Here is a 19,322-nt window from a genome sequence, read left to right as displayed (position 1 = left end):
AAAGTATGATTATTGTGCCTTAATGCCCGGTTAACCAGGCTTTTAGAAGTCGCTGTTCTGAGCTTAACGTCTGTATTAATAGAAACGCCGCATTCTACACTACAACATTGAGGCGAGGAAATGTTCATACCGTATGGATTGTGGTATCTGGAAACGTCCTCGCATTTGTTATGCAAAATGCAACAAAGCCAGTGAAATCACTGGCTCGCGTCTTCCGAAGATGTTTCAAATCGCACAAGGCCTGGCGGCAATGCCACGCTTAAGATGATCGGTTGCCATTCCGCCCGGGCAGCAAACTTTCGCGAGTAGCCGCGTGCAATCAGGAATCCACCAACGCCGCCGAGAATCGCACCGCATAATGCTGCAATATCTGAAGCAAAGAGTAGCTGAAATAACGAAGCGATGAGGAATAATCCCACCAACGGCGACATATAAACCAGTAATGCGGAGCTAAGCAGGCTGCCCTCGGCGATTCCTAATTCCACTTTTTGCCCCGGCACTAACGGTTCATCACAGGGTACGACAATGGTATGCGTGGTTTGTGGGCCAAGTTTATTCAGCACGCGGCTACCGCAACCGACACGAGAAGCACAGCTGCTGCATGAGGCTTTAACATCACAACTGACCAGCGCCTGCCCGTTTTGCCAGGAGACGACCGTAGCCCACTCTTTGATCATTGCGCTGCCCCGAACTTAATATTCTCGGCAATGCGTTTCGCCGTTTGCGGCGGCAGTTCGCCGACAATGGTGATTTCGGCGTTATCACGTACGCTTGTACTGACGGTTCTGCGTCCGGTGCGCAACATCTGATCAGTGCTCGATGGCGTAGCGCGGTTAACGTTTACCGAGAAGCTGAATAATCCGTCGGAATAGAGACGTGATTCGATAGGCATGTTGTCCATCGTCGGTAACGGACGTCGGCTGCTGGAAACCTCACTAAACCCCTGTGGCAACCAGGTTGGCGTCCAGCTGAATTTAGCTTTTTCACCTACAGGAACAGAAAGCAGCGGCGGCAGATTTGCTTTCGCCAGCGTCTGCATACTGCTGCTGATATCCTGATTAATGTTAAAAGCAATCACGCGAAATTGTTCCAGCGTTTCACCATCGCGATCAAGGAGATCAACCCGCATCGGTAATTTCGATTCGGTGTCCATCCACACGATGTAGCTGTAGCGTGTGCCATCACGGGCCACCACGCGAATGACTTCGCAAAGACGATCAGCAATACGCGTGCGTCCCACGGAGATAAAGTCGTAGTAAGGAGAAAGGCGTTTGAAATCGGTATAGATGAGCGATGGCAGAGAATCAACAATGTAATCGCCATTAAGCGTGAACGGTTCAAGGCCCGGTTCAAAGTAGCTGATTTCATTGCCGCGCTGTACCACTTCCCGGCGCGGGCCATCCATTTGCAACAATTGTGCAAGAGGACGGTTATCGAGGCGTGCATGTCGATAACGCAGAGACTCAACACCCTGTTTATTGATGCTGATGAATGACAGCTCGTAATTCAGTGACTGACTGGCCAGGTTCATCTGCTGTAATAACGCCCCGGACGCGGGAGTGGCCGAGGCGTTAGCAGAGAATAACAGGCTACCTGTCACTAATGACATGGCAAACCAAAGTTGCTTCATTACTGCGATTGCGTTCCTAAAGTTTGAATTCCTGGCACCTGTACAGCGGCTTGCTGTGTTTGGGCCTGCTCAAACTGAAGCTGTTCAGAGTGGAGTCGACGTTGCAGTTCGTAATCCTGCAACATTGCATTAATGCGACGACGCTGCTCCTGTACCTGCTGCTGTTGACCATTGTTTGCAGTCGCTTCAGAAGGTACTCCCAGGCTAACCGGGCTGGCTTTACCCATCATCGGCAGTGTATTAAATACTGGCGTTTCGGGCTGCTGGGACGTTTCAGATTGCCCATTATAGTGCTGGACGCCAACGATAACTGCAAGCGATACGCATGCTGCTACGCCCATTTGGGTAAGCTGTGCAGCCCATGGACGTACTTTCTGCCAGAATGGCATTTTCTGCCATTGATGCGGCGCAGGCTGGGCCTCTGGGATCAGTGTCGCCGGTTGACGTACTGGCTCTTCTTCAATGGCGGCCATTACGCGTGAAGAGATATCGAAATGGAGCACCTCGGGAGTATCACCCCGCATTGAGTCACGGATTAAGTGATAGCTTTCCCAGGTTTTCTGCATTTCTGGGTTATGAGCCAGTTCGTTAAGCAGCTCACTATCCAGCGTTTCGCCATCCATTAAAGCGGAAAGTTGTTCTTTCTGCATGCCTAATACCCTTATCCAGTATCCCGCTATCGTCAACGCCTGATAAGCGGTTGAACTTTGTTATCAATAGCTTCCCTCGCTCGGAAGATACGTGAACGCACCGTACCTACCGGACAATCCATGATAGCGGCTATCTCTTCATAGCTCAGGCCATCCAGCTCCCGCAAGGTTATTGCCATGCGTAAATCTTCCGGGAGGGACTCAATAGTTCGGAAAACTATCTGTCTCAGTTCTTCTGACAACATTAAGTTCTCAGGGTTCGAAATTTCTTTCAACGCGCCGCCACTTTCGAAGTTTTCAGCTTCAATGGCATCCACATCACTGGAAGGTGGACGGCGTCCCTGAGCAACCAGGTAATTTTTCGCTGTATTTACAGCAATCCGATACAGCCATGTATAAAAAGCGCTATCTCCCCGGAACGAATCCAGCGCACGATAGGCTTTAATAAAAGCTTCTTGTACCACATCGGGAACATCACCCGACGGCACATAGCGGGAAACCAGACTCGCCACTTTATGCTGATAGCGCACTACCAGTAAGTTAAAGGCTTTCTGATCTCCCTTCTGGACCCGTTCAACCAGGACCTGGTCCGTTAACTGCTCGCTCATCCGAGGTAAAGTCTCCCCAAACCAAATTTCCACGCGCTATCGAAACGCCACTCCATTAGCTGCAATTTGAGCAAGCAAAGGGTTAGAGTGTCTCGTTTTTGTAAAGTTCCGTAACGCATCTGTTTTTGTTTGTCATGCTGTAGACGGATCATTATCTATCATTATAAGTCTACAGAATCTGAACATCGCATTATCTGTGTAGAAATGCCCATTTAACTGCCTGAAGAGTAACCCAACGGCCTTTTTATTTCACCACCTAATCCTTCGCCAGCCAGTAACTTCTCGTTTTCTCGTCGCCGTGATTCGGTCTGTTTAGCCTCTGTAACAAAAATTAAAATAGCAGGTGTTTAATCGCACAACATGATGCTATGCTGACCAAACCGTGTTTAGTAAATTAAACAAAGAAAATGAATACTCTCCCTGAACATTCATGTGACGTGTTGATTATCGGTAGCGGCGCTGCCGGGCTTTCACTGGCGCTACGTCTGGCTGATCGGCATCATGTCATCGTTCTAAGTAAAGGCCCAGTCACGGAAGGTTCAACATTTTATGCCCAGGGCGGAATTGCCGCCGTGTTTGATGAAACTGACAGCATTGATTCGCATGTGGAAGACACAATGATTGCCGGTGCTGGTATTTGTGATCGCCATGCAGTTGAATTTGTCGCCAGCAATGCGCGTTCTTGTGTGCAATGGTTAATCGACCAGGGGGTGTTGTTTGATACCCACGTTCAATCGAATGGCGAAGAAAGTTACCATTTGACCCGTGAAGGTGGACATAGTCACCGACGAATTCTTCATGCTGCGGACGCCACCGGTAAAGAAGTAGAAACCACACTAGTGAGCAAGGCGCAGAACCATCCGAATATTCGCGTGCTGGAGCGCAGCAACGCGGTTGATCTGATTGTCTCTGACAAAATTGGCCTGCCGGGCACGCGACGAGTTGTAGGCGCGTGGGTATGGAACCGAAATAAAGAAACGGTTGAAACCTGCCACGCAAAAGCGGTTGTGCTGGCAACCGGCGGTGCGTCGAAGGTTTATCAGTACACCACCAATCCGGATATTTCTTCTGGCGATGGCATTGCTATGGCGTGGCGCGCGGGCTGCCGGGTCGCCAATCTCGAATTTAATCAGTTTCACCCTACCGCGCTCTATCACCCACAGGCACGAAATTTCCTGTTAACGGAAGCACTGCGCGGCGAAGGTGCTTATCTCAAGCGCCCGGATGGCACGCGTTTTATGCCCGATTTCGATGAGCGCGGCGAACTGGCCCCGCGCGATATTGTCGCCCGCGCTATTGATCATGAAATGAAACGCCTCGGTGCGGATTGTATGTATCTCGACATCAGCCATAAGCCTGCCGATTTTATTCGCCAGCATTTCCCGATGATCTATGAAAAGTTGCTCGGGCTGGGGATAGATCTCACGAAAGAACCGGTGCCGATTGTGCCTGCTGCACATTATACCTGCGGTGGTGTAATGGTTGATGATCATGGGCGTACGGACGTCGAAGGTTTGTACGCCATTGGCGAAGTGAGTTATACCGGCTTACACGGCGCTAACCGCATGGCCTCAAATTCATTACTGGAGTGTCTGGTTTACGGCTGGTCGGCGGCGGAGGATATTACCAGGCGTATGCCTTATGCCCACGGCGTCAGTACGTTACCGCCGTGGGATGAAAGCCGTGTTGAGAACCCTGACGAACTGGTGGTGATTCAACATAACTGGCACGAGCTACGTCTGTTTATGTGGGATTACGTCGGCATTGTGCGCACAACGAAACGTCTGGAACGCGCCCTGCGGCGGATCAATATGCTTCAGCAGGAAATAGACGAATATTACGCCCATTTCCGCGTATCAAATAATTTGCTGGAGCTGCGTAATCTGGTACAGGTTGCCGAGTTGATTGTTCGCTGTGCGATGGTGCGCAAGGAGAGCCGGGGGCTGCATTTCACGCTGGATTACCCGGAGTTGCTCACTCACTCTGGCCCATCGATCCTTTCCCCCGACAACCTTTACATAAACAAATAAAAAGCCTGGGTCAGCGCAGTGTACGCTTCGGAATAGCTCTGGTCTGGCCCACGAATCACTAAGCGATCGCTATAGCATTCTCCCGCCTGTGGGGAGAATGCCAGCAGCACCCGATGCGGCTGTCGCGTTTCGTTTTCCGCCACATCCGTCCGTAAACGTAAATGCCAGCCCATTCTTAATGCCAGTTCAGTAAAACCATTACCAATCTGCTCTGGCAACACCACGCAAAAAAATCCCTCTTCAGTAATGCACTCCGCCGCGCAGGTTAGCAACGATTGATGATCAAGCGTAGTGGTATAGCGTGCCTGTTCCCTCTGCGGCGTAGCGCACTCAACGCCCTGCTGATAATAAGGCGGGTTACTGATGATTAAATCAAAGCGTGCTGTCTGCTGTGTGATCCACTGCTGAATATCCGCCGGATAGATATTAATCCGCTCTGCCCACGGGGACTGGTTGATATTTTCCTGCGCCTGAGTCGCAGCTTCACTTTCCAGTTCAACGGCATCAATCATCACGCTGTCATCGGTTCGCTGCGCCAGCATTAATGCCAGCAACCCGCTACCCGCGCCGATATCAAGGCAACGTTTTACCCCAGCCACCGGTGCCCATGCGCCCAGCAAAATGCCATCCGTTCCCACTTTCATCGCACAGCGATCGTGAGCAACAAAAAACTGTTTAAAAGTAAATCCATTACGACGAAGCACGGATGTAGACTGTGACATGAAAATAAAACCTTGCAGGAAAAACGGCGATAGCACCGGGTGTGAACAATACCCGAGAAGCGATATCCATACAAACAGATGAAGATTGCAGCCGTAACGTCTATAATCAGCGCCCCACACAGAGGTAGAACATGACTGTAACGACTTTTTCCGAACTTGAACTCGACGAAAGCCTGCTGGAAGCCCTCCAGGATAAAGGTTTCACTCGCCCGACCGCCATTCAGGCTGCCGCCATTCCGCCTGCGCTCGATGGCCGTGATGTACTCGGTTCTGCGCCGACAGGCACCGGTAAAACGGCGGCGTATCTGCTGCCAGCGTTGCAGCACCTGCTCGATTTTCCCCGTAAGAAATCCGGTCCGCCGCGTATTTTGATCCTCACCCCGACTCGCGAATTGGCGATGCAGGTGGCCGATCATGCCCGCGAACTGGCGAAACATACGCATCTGGATATCGCCACCATCACCGGCGGCGTAGCCTATATGAACCACGCGGAAGTATTCAGCGAAAACCAGGATATCGTGGTTGCCACGACCGGACGTCTGCTGCAATACATAAAAGAAGAGAACTTCGATTGCCGCGCGGTTGAAACGCTGATCCTCGACGAAGCAGACCGTATGCTGGATATGGGTTTTGCTCAGGATATCGAACATATTGCAGGCGAAACGCGCTGGCGTAAACAGACCCTGCTCTTCTCGGCAACGCTTGAAGGCGATGCCATTCAGGATTTTGCCGAGCGTCTGCTTGAAGATCCGGTGGAAGTTTCTGCGAATCCATCCACCCGTGAGCGCAAAAAAATTCATCAGTGGTATTACCGCGCCGATGACCTGGAACATAAAACCGCATTACTGGTGCATCTGTTAAAACAACCGGAAGCGACCCGCTCAATTGTATTTGTGCGTAAGCGTGAGCGTGTGCATGAACTGGCAAACTGGTTGCGCGAAGCGGGCATCAACAACTGCTATCTCGAAGGTGAGATGGTACAAGGCAAGCGTAACGAAGCGATCAAGCGTCTGACCGAAGGTCGCGTAAACGTACTGGTTGCCACCGATGTTGCCGCGCGCGGTATCGACATTCCGGATGTCAGCCATGTCTTTAACTTCGATATGCCACGCAGTGGCGATACTTATTTACACCGTATCGGACGTACTGCTCGCGCTGGTCGTAAGGGAACCGCGATTTCACTGGTTGAAGCTCATGACCATCTGCTGCTGGGCAAAGTAGGCCGCTATATTGAAGAGCCAATTAAAGCTCGCGTTATTGATGAGTTACGCCCGAAAACGCGTGCGCCAAGCGAAAAGCAGACCGGCAAGCCATCGAAGAAAGTACTGGCAAAACGCGCCGAGAAGAAAAAGGCTAAAGAGAAAGAGAAGCCACGGGTGAAAAAACGCCATCGCGATACCAAAAATATTGGTAAGCGACGCAAACCAAGCGGAACAGGCGTACCACCGCAAACGACAGAAGAGTGATCTTAATTCCGGGTTTAAGCCCGGAATTAAAAGTGCTGGCAAACGCAAAACTGCCTGATGCGCTACGCTTATCAGGCCTACATGGCTCATGCAATATATTGAATTTGCACGATCTTGTAGGCCGGATAAGGCGTTCACGCCGCATCCGGCATGAACAAAACGCACTTCGTCGACAAGTTGGGTGCCGGGTTTAAGCCCGGCATTATTTTTATCCCGGCAAAAAACACTCTTCAACACACTGAATAAAAGTGTGCATCGCCGGGCTAACCGCTTTCCCGGCATGGTGTGCGCACATTGCCGTAATGGTCTGCGACTGTTCGCCAAAAGGCAATTCGATTAATTCTCCGCACTCCAACTCTTTTGCCACCGCAAAACGCGGCAGATAGCTAACTCCGATATTCGCCGCGACACAACGCTTTATGCTTTCGATACTTATAAGCTCAATGGTATTTTCCACCGTGATCCGCCGCTGGCGCAGCGTGCTCTCAAATATCTGCCGGAAGACACATTGCGGTTCGTTGATAATAAAACTACAGGCGTTATGTCTTCCCGGCTGGGTAAAATCGATATCTGCAATTTGCGGTGAAGCCACCAGCACCAGCGATTGTTCACCCAATTCTCGTCGATTCAGAGCATCATCATTTCCTACGCGATAAAAAACACCGACGTCGGCCTCATCATTCAGTAGAGCATCACGGATCACGTAACAGTTCAGCGACTGCAGTGATAAACGCACTTTTGGTGCACGTTGCCGAAAACGCTGCAACACCTGCGGCATTCGGTAAGAGAGCAGCGTTTCGCCTGAAACAACGCGCAGTTCTCCGTCCGGATCAGACTCTTTTTTGGCAGCCTCACGAAGCGTATCCATCACTCTGGTGAGTTCATAGATGTGCGGCAGCAACTTTTTGCCTTCGCGAGTGAGGCACATCCGTCGGCCAATTTTCTCAAACAATTGTACTGAGAACTCCTGTTCAAGCTGCTGAATATGAAAAGTCACCGTCGATTGTGTGCAACACAATTTTTGCGAAGCTCGCAAAAAGGAACCCTCTTCCACCACGGTTTTAAGCGTAATAAAACGGCGCAGATCCATAACTCCAAACCTATCGAAAATATCGAATTTAGAATGTGAAAACATTCATTTTTTTAAATGTTTTGTGTCGGGTACTGTCTACCAAAACAGAGGAGATAACAAGTGACACCGACCCTTTTAAGTGCTTTTTGGACCTACACCCTGATTACCGCCCTGACGCCAGGACCAAACAATATACTCGCTCTTAGCTCTGCCACGTCGCATGGATTTCGTCGGAGTACCCACGTGCTGGCAGGGATGAGTCTGGGATTTTTGATTGTGATGTTACTGTGTGCAGGAATTTCATTTTCACTGGCTGTTATTGACCCAGCAGCGGTGCACCTTTTGAGTTGGGCAGGAGCGGCATATATTGTCTGGCTGGCGTGGAAAATCGCTACCAGTCCAACCAAGGAAGACGGACTTCAGGCCAAACCGATCAGCTTCTGGGCCAGCTTTGCTTTGCAGTTTGTGAACGTCAAAATTATTTTGTACGGCATTACAGCACTGTCGACATTTATCCTGCCACAAACGCAGGCGTTAAGCTGGGTGATTGGCGTCAGCGTTTTGCTGGCAATGATTGGGACCTTTGGCAATGTGTGCTGGGCGCTGGCGGGGCATCTGTTTCAGCGATTGTTTCGCCAGTATGGTCGCCAGTTAAATATCGTGCTGGCGTTGTTGCTGGTCTATTGCGCGGTGCGCATTTTCTGTTAATGAAAAAAAGCGGAAGAGGTCGCCCTCTTCCGCTTAGTAACTTGCTACTTAAACCTTACAGGCTTTCAGTAAAGGTACGAGCGATAACATCGCGCTGCTGTTCCGGAGTCAGAGAGTTAAAGCGAACTGCATAACCGGATACACGGATGGTCAGCTGCGGATATTTTTCCGGATGCTTAACTGCATCTTCCAGAGTTTCACGACGCAGAACGTTTACGTTCAGGTGCTGACCACCTTCAACGCGAACTTCTGGTTTAACTTCTACTGGAACTTCACGGTATTCAATGTCACCCAGTTTGCTTACTGCAACCACTTCGTCTTCTGCAAAACCTGCTTTCGCAACGATGCAACGCGCTTCGCCTTTTTCGCTGTCCAGCAGCCAGAAAGAGTTCAGCAGATCGTCATTAACAGCTTTAGTAATCTGGATACCTGTAATCATGTGATGCCTCCCCGGCAAAATTATTTGATTTGATTAGCCTGTCGCGGCCAATTGGTAAAACCATTGTTGCTTGAGTGTATATATACTCCTCAAACACCCTTGATTCTTTGATTTAAATCAATAAAAACCACACATCAAGTGTGGTCGCAAATGGATTTTATTGTTTTACATCAACTTATGCAGGTGTGAAATTTTACCAATTTACATTTTTTTGCACTCGTTTAAGTCTAAAAAATGAGCATGATTTTGTTCTGTAGAAAGAAGCAGTTAAGCTAGGCGGATTGAAGATTCGCGGGAGAGCGAGATGGCAAACGAATTAACCTGGCATGACGTGCTGGCTGAAGAGAAGCAGCAACCCTATTTTCTTAATACCCTACAGACCGTCGCCAGCGAGCGGCAGGCCGGCGTCACTATCTATCCGCCACAAAAGGATGTCTTTAACGCGTTCCGCTTTACAGAGTTGGGTGACGTTAAAGTGGTGATTCTCGGCCAGGATCCTTATCACGGACCGGGACAGGCGCATGGTCTGGCATTTTCCGTTCGCCCCGGCATTGCGACACCGCCGTCACTGCTGAATATGTATAAAGAGCTGGAAAATACTATTCCCGGTTTCACCCGCCCTAATCATGGTTATCTTGAAAGCTGGGCGCGTCAGGGCGTTCTGCTACTCAATACTGTGTTGACGGTTCGCGCAGGTCAGGCGCATTCCCACGCTAGCCTCGGCTGGGAGACCTTCACCGATAAAGTCATCAGCCTGATCAACCAGCATCGCGAAGGCGTGGTGTTTTTGTTGTGGGGATCACATGCACAGAAGAAAGGGGCGATTATTGATAAACAACGCCATCACATACTGAAAGCGCCGCATCCATCACCGCTTTCGGCGCATCGTGGGTTCTTTGGCTGCAACCATTTTGTGCTGGCAAATCAGTGGCTGGAACAACGTGGCGAGAAACCGATTGACTGGATGCCAGTATTACCGGCAGAAAGTGAGTAAATTTGCAGGAAAACGCCGGATGGCAGCGTTGCCACCCGGCTGATTTATCAGGCTTTATTCTGACGCCACCATTCACCAAGCAAAACGCCGGTTGCAACAGAGATATTTAGCCCGGCAACGTTGCCCGTACCATCAATCTTCACGCGCAAATCGTTCGGATCGCGTGCGGCATCCGGTAACCCTTCATATTCCTGACCCAGCACTAGCACCATTTTCTCTGGCAGACTGGTTTTGAACAGCGGTTTACCCTGCTCGCTGGAGGTGGTCACTACGGTGTAACCCGCCTGGCGGAAGTCATCCAGCACGTTAACAATGTTGTCGCCAGTAATCGGCTGAACATGCTCTGCACCGCCTTCTGCGGTACGGATAGCCGCACCGGATTCCAGCAACGCCGCATCCTGCACCACGACGCCTTTCACGCCGAAGTGCGCGCAACTGCGCATCATGCCACCCAGGTTATGCGGGTTAGATTCGTTTTCCAGTGCCAGTACACAATCCTGCGCACCTGCCTGACTTACCCACTGCTGCACGGTTGTACCGTTACGCTTTTTGATCAGGAAGCAAACGCCGCCGTGATGTTCCGTGCCTGACGCTTTGGTCAGTTCCGCTTCATCCACCACATGATACGCTTTGCGGTTTGCCGCCATCCAGCGCAATGCTTCTTTAAAACGTGGCGTTACGCTCTGAATAAACCAGGCGCGAACAATCGCTTCGGGGCGGCTCTGGAACAGTGCCTGACAGGCGTTTTCGCCGTAGACGCGGGTTTCTTCCGCACGCTGACGACGCAACACTTCCGGATCAATAAAACTTTTACCACTGATGCCACCGTGATCGGCCTTTTCCGGCGTCTCATCACCCGGCGCGCGGGAAACCGTGCGCCACGGAGACTCTTCCCACTTGCGGTCACGGGGCTGACTTTGTTTGTCATCGCGGGCGGGGCGACGGCCACCGTCGGCACGAGATTTTCCTGGACGCCCGCCCCCTTTCCCGGTACGCGGGTTATGGGTACGTTTATCAGAATCATCATCACTGCGGACATACATCACTTTGACCTTGCCGCTTTTACCTTTCATCTCATCGTTCATGCTTTTCTCCACCAGCGCTGCGCGAAGCGCGCAGATTACCCGAAGTGCGCGCGGTTCGCCATGATTTCGTACCAAAGCCTGCGACTATCATACCTATTGAATAAAACAGATTGTTGTCTGGAACAATGTCCCCGATAATATGTAACATATTAGAAACATACCGGCGTCGTTGCCGATAAGTCTCCTTACTCATCCCGAGGTTAGTTATGAATACCGTTTGTACCCATTGTCAGGCCATCAATCGCATTCCCGACGATCGGATCGAAGATGCGGCAAAATGCGGACGCTGCGGTCACGACTTATTTGACGGAGAGGTGATTAATGCGACCGGTGAAACGCTCGATAAATTGCTGAAAGATGATCTGCCTGTGGTGATCGACTTCTGGGCGCCGTGGTGCGGCCCCTGCCGTAATTTCGCACCAATTTTTGAAGATGTTGCGCAAGAACGTAGCGGTAAAGTGCGCTTTGTGAAAGTGAATACCGAAGCTGAACGTGAATTAAGCAGCCGCTTTGGTATTCGTAGCATTCCGACAATCATGATTTTCAAAAACGGTCAGGTTGTCGACATGCTTAATGGCGCAGTACCAAAAGCACCTTTCGATAGCTGGCTGAACGAATCGCTTTAATCTTGTCGGGGTGCATCTTGTGCCCCGTTTTCTCCTCTGCGACAATGGCGTTTTTTCGACGCTCTCTTATGACCGAAAACGCTGTTCTCCAGTTACGCGCCGAGCGTATTGCGCGCGCAACACGTCCTTTTCTTGCCCGCGGTAATCGCGTTCGTCGCTGCCAACGCTGTCTTTTGCCAGAGAAATTATGTCTCTGTTCGACAATTACTCCAGCGGAAGCTAAAAGTCGCTTTTGTTTGCTGATGTTCGACACCGAGCCAATGAAGCCCAGTAACACCGGGCGTCTGATTGCCGATATCTTGCCAAATACCGTCGCGTTTCAATGGTCCCGTACCGAACCCTCGCAGGATTTGCTGGCTCTGGTACAAAACCCGGATTATCAGCCAATGGTGGTCTTTCCCGCCTCGTATGCTGATGAGCAACGGGAAGTGATTTTTACACCACCTGCTGGTAAGCCACCGCTGTTTATCATGCTCGATGGTACCTGGCCGGAAGCTCGCAAGATGTTTCGTAAAAGTCCGTATCTGGATAATCTTCCCGTCATTTCCGTCGATCTTTCCCGGCTTTCTGCCTATCGCCTGCGTGAAGCCCAGGCTGAAGGCCAATACTGCACTGCCGAAGTTGCCATCGCACTGTTAGATATGGCCGGCGATACCGGAGCGGCGGCAGGTCTAGGCGAGTATTTCACCCGCTTTAAAACACGCTATCTGGCAGGAAAAACGCAACATCTGGGTAGCATCACAGCAGAACAGTTAGAAAGCGTTTAAAATCATTCGGTCACTTCTGCGGGAGACCGATATGAGTCAGCGAGGACTGGAAGCACTACTGCGACCAAAATCGATTGCGGTAATTGGCGCATCGATGAAACCCAATCGCGCAGGTTACCTGATGATGCGTAACCTGCTGGCGGGGGGATTTAACGGGCCGGTACTCCCGGTGACGCCTGCCTGGAAAGCGGTGTTGGGTGTGTTGGCCTGGCCGGATATTGCCAGCCTGCCCTTTACACCCGATCTTGCGGTTTTATGTACCAATGCCAGCCGCAATCTTACTCTTCTGGAAGAGCTCGGCGAGAAAGGCTGTAAAACCTGCATTATTCTTTCCGCCCCGGCATCGCAACACGAAGATCTCCGCGCCTGCGCCCTGCGCCATAACATGCGTCTGCTGGGGCCAAACAGTCTGGGATTACTGGCCCCCTGGCAAGGCCTGAATGCCAGCTTTTCGCCTGTACCGATTAAACGCGGCAAACTGGCGTTTATTTCGCAGTCTGCCGCCGTCTCCAATACCATCCTCGACTGGGCACAACAGCGGGAAATGGGCTTTTCCTACTTTATTGCTCTCGGCGACAGTCTGGATATCGACGTTGATGAATTGCTCGATTATCTGGCGCGCGACAGCAAAACTAGTGCAATCCTGCTCTACCTCGGACAATTAAGTGATGCGCGACGTTTTGTTTCGGCTGCACGTAGCGCCTCACGTAATAAACCGATTCTGGTGATTAAAAGCGGACGTAGCCCGGCGGCGCAACGACTACTGAACACCACGGCAGGAATGGATCCTGCTTGGGATGCAGCTATTCAGCGCGCCGGTTTGTTGCGAGTGCAGGATACCCACGAGCTGTTTTCGGCAGTCGAAACCCTTAGCCATATGCGCCCGCTACGTGGAGAGCGGCTGATGATTATCAGCAACGGTGCAGCACCTGCCGCACTGGCGCTGGATGCCTTATGGTCACGCAATGGCAAGCTGGCTACGCTCAGTGAAGAAACCTGCCAGAAATTGCGCGATGCACTGCCAGAACATGTGGCAATCTCTAACCCACTCGATCTTCGCGATGACGCCAGCAGTGAGCATTATATTAAAACGCTGGATATTCTGCTCCACAGTCAGGATTTTGATGCGCTGATGGTTATTCATTCGCCCAGCGCCGCAGCTCCCGCAACAGAAAGCGCGCATGCATTAATTGAAGCGGTAAAGCATCATCCCCGCAGCAAGTATGTTTCTCTGCTGACGAACTGGTGCGGCGAGCACTCCTCGCAAGAGGCACGACGTTTATTCAGCGAAGCCGGGCTGCCGACCTACCGCACCCCGGAAGGAACCATCACCGCTTTTATGCATATGGTGGAGTACCGGCGTAATCAGAAGCAACTACGCGAAACGCCGGCGTTGCCCAGCAATCTGACCTCTAATACCGCAGAAGCGCATCTTCTGTTGCAACAGGCCATTGTCGAAGGGGCAACGTCGCTCGATACCCATGAAGTTCAGCCTATCCTGCAAGCGTACGGCATGAACACACTTCCCACCTGGATTGCCACTGACAGCACCGAGGCTGTGCATATTGCCGAACAGATTGGTTATCCGGTGGCACTAAAATTACGCTCGCCGGATATTCCACATAAATCAGAAGTTCAGGGCGTCATGCTCTACTTGCGTACAGCCAATGAAGTCCAGCAAGCCGCAAATGCTATTTTCGATCGCGTAAAAATGGCCTGGCCGCAGGCGTGTATCCACGGCCTGTTGGTACAAAGTATGGCTAACCGTGCTGGCGCTCAGGAGTTGCGAGTAGTGGTTGAGCACGATCCGGTTTTCGGACCGTTGATCATGCTGGGCGAAGGCGGTGTGGAGTGGCGTCCTGAAGATCAAGCCGTCGTCGCACTACCGCCGCTGAACATGAACCTGGCACGTTATCTGGTCATTCAGGGGATCAAAAGTAAAAAGATTCGTGCACGTAGTGCGCTACGCCCGCTGGATGTGGCGGGATTAAGCCAGTTACTGGTGCAGGTTTCTAACTTGATTGTCGATTGTCCGGAGATTCAGAGGCTGGATATTCATCCTTTGCTGGCTTCCGGCAATGAATTTACCGCGCTTGATGTCACGCTGGATATCGCTCCGTTTGAAGGCGATAACGAGAGTCGCCTGGCAGTCCGCCCTTATCCTCATCAGCTGGAAGAATGGGTAGAATTGAAAAACGGTGAACGCTGCTTGTTCCGCCCGATTTTGCCAGAAGATGAGCCACAACTTCAGCAGTTCATTTCGCGAGTCACCAAAGAAGATCTTTATTACCGCTACTTTAGCGAGATCAACGAATTTACCCATGAAGATTTAGCCAACATGACGCAGATCGACTACGATCGGGAAATGGCATTTGTAGCGGTACGACGTATTGATCAAACGGAAGAGATCCTCGGCGTCACGCGTGCGATCTCCGACCCTGATAACATCGATGCCGAATTTGCCGTGCTGGTTCGCTCGGATCTCAAAGGGTTAGGCTTAGGTCGACGCTTAATGGAAAAGTTGATTACCTATACGCGAGATCACGGACTGCAACGTCTGAATGGTATTACGATGCCAAACAATCGTGGCATGGTGGCGCTGGCCCGCAAGCTCGGGTTTAACGTTGATATCCAGCTCGAAGAGGGGATCGTTGGGCTTACGCTAAATCTTGCCCAGCGCGAGGAATCATGAGTAAGGTACTGGAAATGTTGACCACTTAATCGGGACTGGTGTTATTATTGCCCGCTTATGTCGTCTGCATTGCACAGAGGACCCTTCAATGAACAGAGAAGAAATGCACTGTGATGTTGTCAAAATTTAAGCGTAATAAACATCAACAACACCTTGCCCAACTACCCAAGATTTCTCAATCAGTTGATGATGTCGATTTCTTTTACGCTCCCGCCGACTTCCGGGAGACGCTGCTGGAAAAAATAGCCAGCGCGAAGCAGCGCATTTGCATTGTCGCCCTGTATCTCGAACAGGATGACGGTGGCAAAGGCATTCTGAACGCGTTGTATGAGGCTAAACGGCAGCGTCCGGAACTGGATGTGCGGGTGCTGGTCGACTGGCATCGTGCACAACGTGGACGCATTGGCGCTGCGGCATCTAACACTAACGCTGACTGGTACTGCCGCATGGCGCAGGAAAATCCGGGCGTAGATGTTCCAGTTTATGGCGTTCCAATCAATACCCGTGAGGCCCTTGGTGTTCTGCACTTTAAAGGCTTTATCATCGACGATAGCGTTCTTTATAGCGGTGCCAGCTTGAACGATGTTTATCTGCATCAGCACGATAAATACCGCTACGACCGTTATCATCTGATTCGTAACCGCAAGATGTCAGACATTATGTTCGAATGGGTTACACAGAATATAATGAATGGTCGCGGCGTTAATCGTTTGGATGATGTTAATCGCCCAAAAAGCCCGGAAATCAAGAATGACATTCGTCTGTTCCGCCAGGAGCTGCGTGATGCCGCTTATCATTTCCAGGGTGATGCTGATAACGTTCAGCTTTCTGTTACGCCATTGGTGGGCCTGGGGAAATCGAGTCTGTTGAACAAGACCATTTTCCATCTTATGCCTTGTGCCGAGCAGAAACTAACCATTTGCACACCATATTTCAACCTGCCAGCAATCCTTGTGCGTAATATCATCCAGTTACTGCGCGAAGGGAAAAAGGTCGAAATTATTGTTGGCGATAAAACTGCGAATGACTTCTACATTCCGGAAGATGAGCCTTTCAAGATAATTGGCGCACTGCCTTATCTCTATGAGATCAATCTGCGTCGTTTCCTGAGCCGTTTGCAGTATTACGTCAACACTGACCAGTTAGTGGTTCGGTTATGGAAAGATGACGACAACACCTATCACCTGAAAGGGATGTGGGTTGATGATAAGTGGATGTTGCTCACCGGCAATAACCTGAACCCACGCGCCTGGCGTCTGGATCTGGAAAACGCCATTTTGATTCACGATCCGCAACTGGAGCTTGCGCCACAGCGAGAGAAAGAACTGGAGCTGATCCGCGAGCATACCACCATCGTTAAGCACTATCGCGATCTGCAAAGTATTGCCGATTATCCGGTGAAGGTTCGTAAACTCATTCGCCGTTTGCGCCGTATCCGCATCGACCGATTAATTAGCCGCATCCTGTAATCACAACCCCGTCCTGTACGGGGTTTGTTTTTGGAGGCCACGTTTTGCGTATTCTTTTTGTCTGTTCGCTATTGTTACTTTCTGGATGCAGCCATATGGCTAACGATAGCTGGAGCGGGCAGGATAAAGCTCAACACTTTATCGCCTCGGCGATGCTTTCCGCTGCCGGAAATGAATATTCACAGCATCAGGGGATGAGTCGCGATCGCAGTGCCACTTTCGGGCTGATGTTCTCTGTTGGGCTGGGCGCGTCAAAAGAACTTTGGGATAGCCGCCCCGAGGGGAGCGGCTGGAGCTGGAAAGATTTTACCTGGGATGTCGCCGGTGCAACTACTGGCTATACCGTCTGGCAACTGGCGCATCACTAAAGACGCATCCCTTTTCCTTTACGGTGCAATGTTAGTGAAACCAGAAACGCCACCACGGCCATCAAGGTCACATACCAGAAGAAGGCTGTTTCCATTCCTATTGATTTCAGTGACAACGCTACGTACTCCGCCGAACCACCAAATATAGCATTGGCGACCGCATATGACAGACCAACGCCTAATGCGCGAACCTGTGCCGGGAACATCTCAGCCTTCAGTATTCCACTGATTGAAGTATAAAAACTCACTATCAGCAGGGCGCACATCACTAGACCAAAAGCGGCATAAGGCGAAGAAACGTTCTGCAATGCTGAGAGAATAGGAACGGTAAAAATGGTTGCCAGAGAACCGAAACATAACATTGAGGTACGACGACCAATCTTATCCGACAGCGCGCCAATAAGTGGTTGAATAAGCATGAATACAAACAATGCGGCAGTCATAATGCCACTCGCCACGTTGGCATGCATTCCCGCAGTATTTACCAGATACTTCTGCATATAAGTGGTGAAGGTATAGAAACAAAGGGAGCCTGCAGCGGTAAAACCGAGAACCATGATGAATGCACGGCGATTGCGCCATAATCCTTTTAGAGAACCAGCTTCTTTTAAAGCGCGTGTTTCTTGTTGTGAAGTTTCATCTAACTGACGACGTAACCACAACGCCACAACAGCTAACACAGCTCCTAACGCGAAAGGAATACGCCATCCCCACTCTCTGAGTGCAGCGTCTTCCATGGTGTGTTGTAAAACCACGACAACCAGTAGAGCTAGCAGTTGCCCGCCGATCAACGTCACATACTGAAATGATGCGTAAAAACCTTTGCGCCCTTCAACGGCAACTTCACTCATATAGGTGGCGCTGGTGCCATATTCTCCGCCAACGGATAATCCCTGGAATAAACGAGCAAGAAGCAATAATGCCGGAGCCCAGGTACCGATTGTTTCGTAGCCTGGCAAACAGGCGATAACCAGTGAGCCGAAACACATCATACACACCGATAACAGCATCGATTTTTTGCGACCATGTTTATCGGCTATCCGGCCAAATAGCCAACCGCCTATTGGGCGCATCAGAAATCCCGCAGCAAAAACACCTGCTGTTTGCAGTAGTTGAGTCGTCGTGTTCCCGGAAGGGAAGAAGATGTGGGCGAAGTAGAGTGAACAGAACGAGTAGACATAGAAATCGAACCACTCGACCAAATTACCTGAAGAGGCCCCCACAATTGCCCAGATGCGGCGACGAGTATCACTACTTGTCAGTTTGCTGTCTGCCGTTACAGTACTTTCAGCCATGCCATTATGTCTCCTGCCGTAATCCGATGCTTTTGTCGGTCGCTGTTGTTTATTTTTTTGGTAAGGAAAATGTTATACATTTGTTGCGCATCATTATGCAACCTTAACCATGAATTTAGTTAGCAGGAAAATGGTTATTAAGGAGCTTAAGGATAGATTTCTGGTAAGGAGGAAGTATTTAAGTGGGCAATTTGGGGAAGCCGTATTCGCTGTTGAATCTGGCTTATGTGGGAGCGTAGGACGGATAAGATGCAGCCAGCGTCGCATCCGGCATTTTTTCCGCACCAGCGCAAAAAGGCCATCCTGACGGATGGCCTTCTGCTTAATTTGATGCCTGGCAGTTCCCTACTCTCGCATGGGGAGACCCCACACTACCATCGGCGCTACGGCGTTTCACTTCTGAGTTCGGCATGGGGTCAGGTGGGACCACCGCGCTAAGGCCGCCAGGCAAATTCCTGTGCTCTGTCCTGTGTCTTTTGTGCTAATACTGCGTTGGCTGCATTCGCGAAAATCAGTCACATACTTCAGTATGCTCCTTCCTTCGCTTCATTTGCCGCCTTGTCTCAGCGCAAAATCCTTCGGACTCTGGATCCAAGCTGAAATTCTCTCAATCCGCCAAAACACCTTCGGCGTTGTAAGGTTAAGCCTCACGGTTCATTAGTACCGGTTAGCTCAACGCATCGCTGCGCTTACACACCCGG

General features: G+C 50.7%; 19 protein-coding genes and 1 rRNA gene. 9 read left to right on the top strand and 11 right to left on the bottom strand.

What is annotated here, in order from left to right; translation table 11 throughout:
• Positions 1–197: 197 nt before the first annotated feature.
• From rseC to rseD, 5 genes are read right to left on the bottom strand one after another with little or no spacing between them, the layout of a single operon-like run.
• Entirely contained in the window at positions 198–677 is a 480-nt protein-coding gene (gene rseC, locus BEB54_RS11185; protein WP_000589075.1) for a SoxR-reducing system protein RseC, read from the bottom strand.
• Positions 674–1,630: a sigma-E factor regulatory protein RseB gene (gene rseB / locus BEB54_RS11180; RefSeq protein ID WP_032184914.1), complete on the bottom strand. Its 957-nt coding sequence runs from the start codon at positions 1,628–1,630 to the stop codon at positions 674–676. The genes rseC and rseB overlap by 4 nt, the downstream gene beginning before the upstream one ends.
• A complete protein-coding gene (gene rseA, locus BEB54_RS11175) occupies positions 1,630–2,280 on the bottom strand; it encodes an anti-sigma-E factor RseA (RefSeq protein ID WP_001168459.1) in 651 nt (216 codons plus the stop codon). Before rseA ends, rseB begins: the two co-directional genes overlap by 1 nt.
• A gap of 32 nt (positions 2,281–2,312) precedes the next feature.
• Positions 2,313–2,888, bottom strand: coding sequence for an RNA polymerase sigma factor RpoE (rpoE, locus tag BEB54_RS11170; RefSeq protein WP_001295364.1), 576 nt, complete (start codon positions 2,886–2,888; stop codon positions 2,313–2,315).
• Positions 2,885–3,040 (bottom strand): rpoE leader peptide RseD, encoded by a 156-nt coding sequence (gene rseD, locus BEB54_RS28605; protein ID WP_001303621.1) that lies wholly within the window; start codon positions 3,038–3,040, stop codon positions 2,885–2,887. The genes rpoE and rseD overlap by 4 nt, the downstream gene beginning before the upstream one ends.
• 255 nt (positions 3,041–3,295) lie before the next feature.
• On the opposite strand from rseD, the gene nadB reads away from it, so the two are divergent.
• A complete protein-coding gene (nadB, locus tag BEB54_RS11165) occupies positions 3,296–4,918 on the top strand; it encodes an L-aspartate oxidase (RefSeq protein ID WP_105277568.1) in 1,623 nt (540 codons plus the stop codon).
• Here nadB and trmN read toward each other — a convergent pair.
• The gene (gene trmN, locus BEB54_RS11160) at positions 4,903–5,640 is read right to left on the bottom strand and encodes a tRNA(1)(Val) (adenine(37)-N(6))-methyltransferase TrmN (protein ID WP_001353022.1); all 738 of its coding nucleotides are present in this window, start codon (positions 5,638–5,640) and stop codon (positions 4,903–4,905) included. The genes nadB and trmN overlap by 16 nt on opposite strands.
• A gap of 131 nt (positions 5,641–5,771) precedes the next feature.
• Here trmN and srmB point away from each other — a divergent pair, with 131 nt between their 5' ends.
• Entirely contained in the window at positions 5,772–7,106 is a 1,335-nt protein-coding gene (gene srmB / locus BEB54_RS11155; protein WP_000219193.1) for an ATP-dependent RNA helicase SrmB, read from the top strand.
• 208 nt (positions 7,107–7,314) lie between these two features.
• Here the strand turns inward: srmB and BEB54_RS11150 are convergent, their stop codons facing one another.
• Entirely contained in the window at positions 7,315–8,196 is an 882-nt protein-coding gene (locus BEB54_RS11150) for a LysR family transcriptional regulator (protein ID WP_088541190.1), read from the bottom strand.
• A gap of 102 nt (positions 8,197–8,298) precedes the next feature.
• On the opposite strand from BEB54_RS11150, the gene eamB reads away from it, so the two are divergent.
• Positions 8,299–8,886, top strand: coding sequence for a cysteine/O-acetylserine transporter (gene eamB / locus BEB54_RS11145; RefSeq protein ID WP_032184919.1), 588 nt, complete (start codon positions 8,299–8,301; stop codon positions 8,884–8,886).
• Positions 8,887–8,941: 55 nt separating this feature from the next.
• Here eamB and grcA read toward each other — a convergent pair whose 3' ends face one another.
• Positions 8,942–9,325 (bottom strand): autonomous glycyl radical cofactor GrcA, encoded by a 384-nt coding sequence (gene grcA / locus BEB54_RS11140; protein ID WP_105282193.1) that lies wholly within the window; start codon positions 9,323–9,325, stop codon positions 8,942–8,944.
• Between the two features lie 304 nt (positions 9,326–9,629).
• On the opposite strand from grcA, the gene ung reads away from it, so the two are divergent.
• Positions 9,630–10,319, top strand: coding sequence for a uracil-DNA glycosylase (ung, locus tag BEB54_RS11135; protein ID WP_032184921.1), 690 nt, complete (start codon positions 9,630–9,632; stop codon positions 10,317–10,319).
• Between the two features lie 47 nt (positions 10,320–10,366).
• Here ung and BEB54_RS11130 read toward each other — a convergent pair whose 3' ends face one another.
• Entirely contained in the window at positions 10,367–11,404 is a 1,038-nt protein-coding gene (locus tag BEB54_RS11130) for a tRNA/rRNA methyltransferase (RefSeq protein WP_000997419.1), read from the bottom strand.
• A 206-nt stretch (positions 11,405–11,610) separates the two neighbouring features.
• Here BEB54_RS11130 and trxC point away from each other — a divergent pair, with 206 nt between their 5' ends.
• The 5 genes from trxC to BEB54_RS11100 all read left to right on the top strand — a co-directional run bounded on the left by trxC (position 11,611) and on the right by BEB54_RS11100 (position 17,326).
• On the top strand, positions 11,611–12,030 hold the full coding sequence (gene trxC, locus BEB54_RS11120) for a thioredoxin TrxC (protein WP_001098726.1): 420 nt from the start codon (positions 11,611–11,613) through the stop codon (positions 12,028–12,030).
• Between the two features lie 68 nt (positions 12,031–12,098).
• Positions 12,099–12,797: a tRNA-uridine aminocarboxypropyltransferase gene (gene tapT / locus BEB54_RS11115; protein WP_032184923.1), complete on the top strand. Its 699-nt coding sequence runs from the start codon at positions 12,099–12,101 to the stop codon at positions 12,795–12,797.
• 31 nt (positions 12,798–12,828) lie between these two features.
• A complete protein-coding gene (gene patZ, locus BEB54_RS11110) occupies positions 12,829–15,489 on the top strand; it encodes a peptidyl-lysine N-acetyltransferase PatZ (protein WP_105282192.1) in 2,661 nt (886 codons plus the stop codon).
• Positions 15,490–15,602: 113 nt separating this feature from the next.
• Positions 15,603–16,958, top strand: a complete 1,356-nt coding sequence (gene pssA / locus BEB54_RS11105) for a CDP-diacylglycerol--serine O-phosphatidyltransferase (RefSeq protein WP_105277566.1) — start codon at positions 15,603–15,605, stop codon at positions 16,956–16,958.
• Between the two features lie 44 nt (positions 16,959–17,002).
• Positions 17,003–17,326 (top strand): YfiM family lipoprotein, encoded by a 324-nt coding sequence (locus BEB54_RS11100; protein WP_072004035.1) that lies wholly within the window; start codon positions 17,003–17,005, stop codon positions 17,324–17,326.
• Here the strand turns inward: BEB54_RS11100 and kgtP are convergent.
• Both kgtP and rrf read right to left on the bottom strand, forming a co-directional pair.
• On the bottom strand, positions 17,323–18,621 hold the full coding sequence (gene kgtP, locus BEB54_RS11095) for an alpha-ketoglutarate permease (RefSeq protein ID WP_000841107.1): 1,299 nt from the start codon (positions 18,619–18,621) through the stop codon (positions 17,323–17,325). The two genes, BEB54_RS11100 and kgtP, sit on opposite strands and share 4 nt — an antisense overlap.
• Positions 18,622–18,953: 332 nt before the next feature.
• Positions 18,954–19,069 (bottom strand): 5S ribosomal RNA (gene rrf / locus BEB54_RS11085).
• Positions 19,070–19,322: the final 253 nt, after the last annotated feature.

This window comes from Escherichia sp. MOD1-EC6021, assembly GCF_002965245.1.
Taxonomy (GTDB): domain Bacteria; phylum Pseudomonadota; class Gammaproteobacteria; order Enterobacterales; family Enterobacteriaceae; genus Escherichia; species Escherichia coli_F.
The sequence above is the reverse complement of the archived record's forward strand: the minus strand, read 5'-3'. Positions and strand labels throughout refer to the sequence as shown.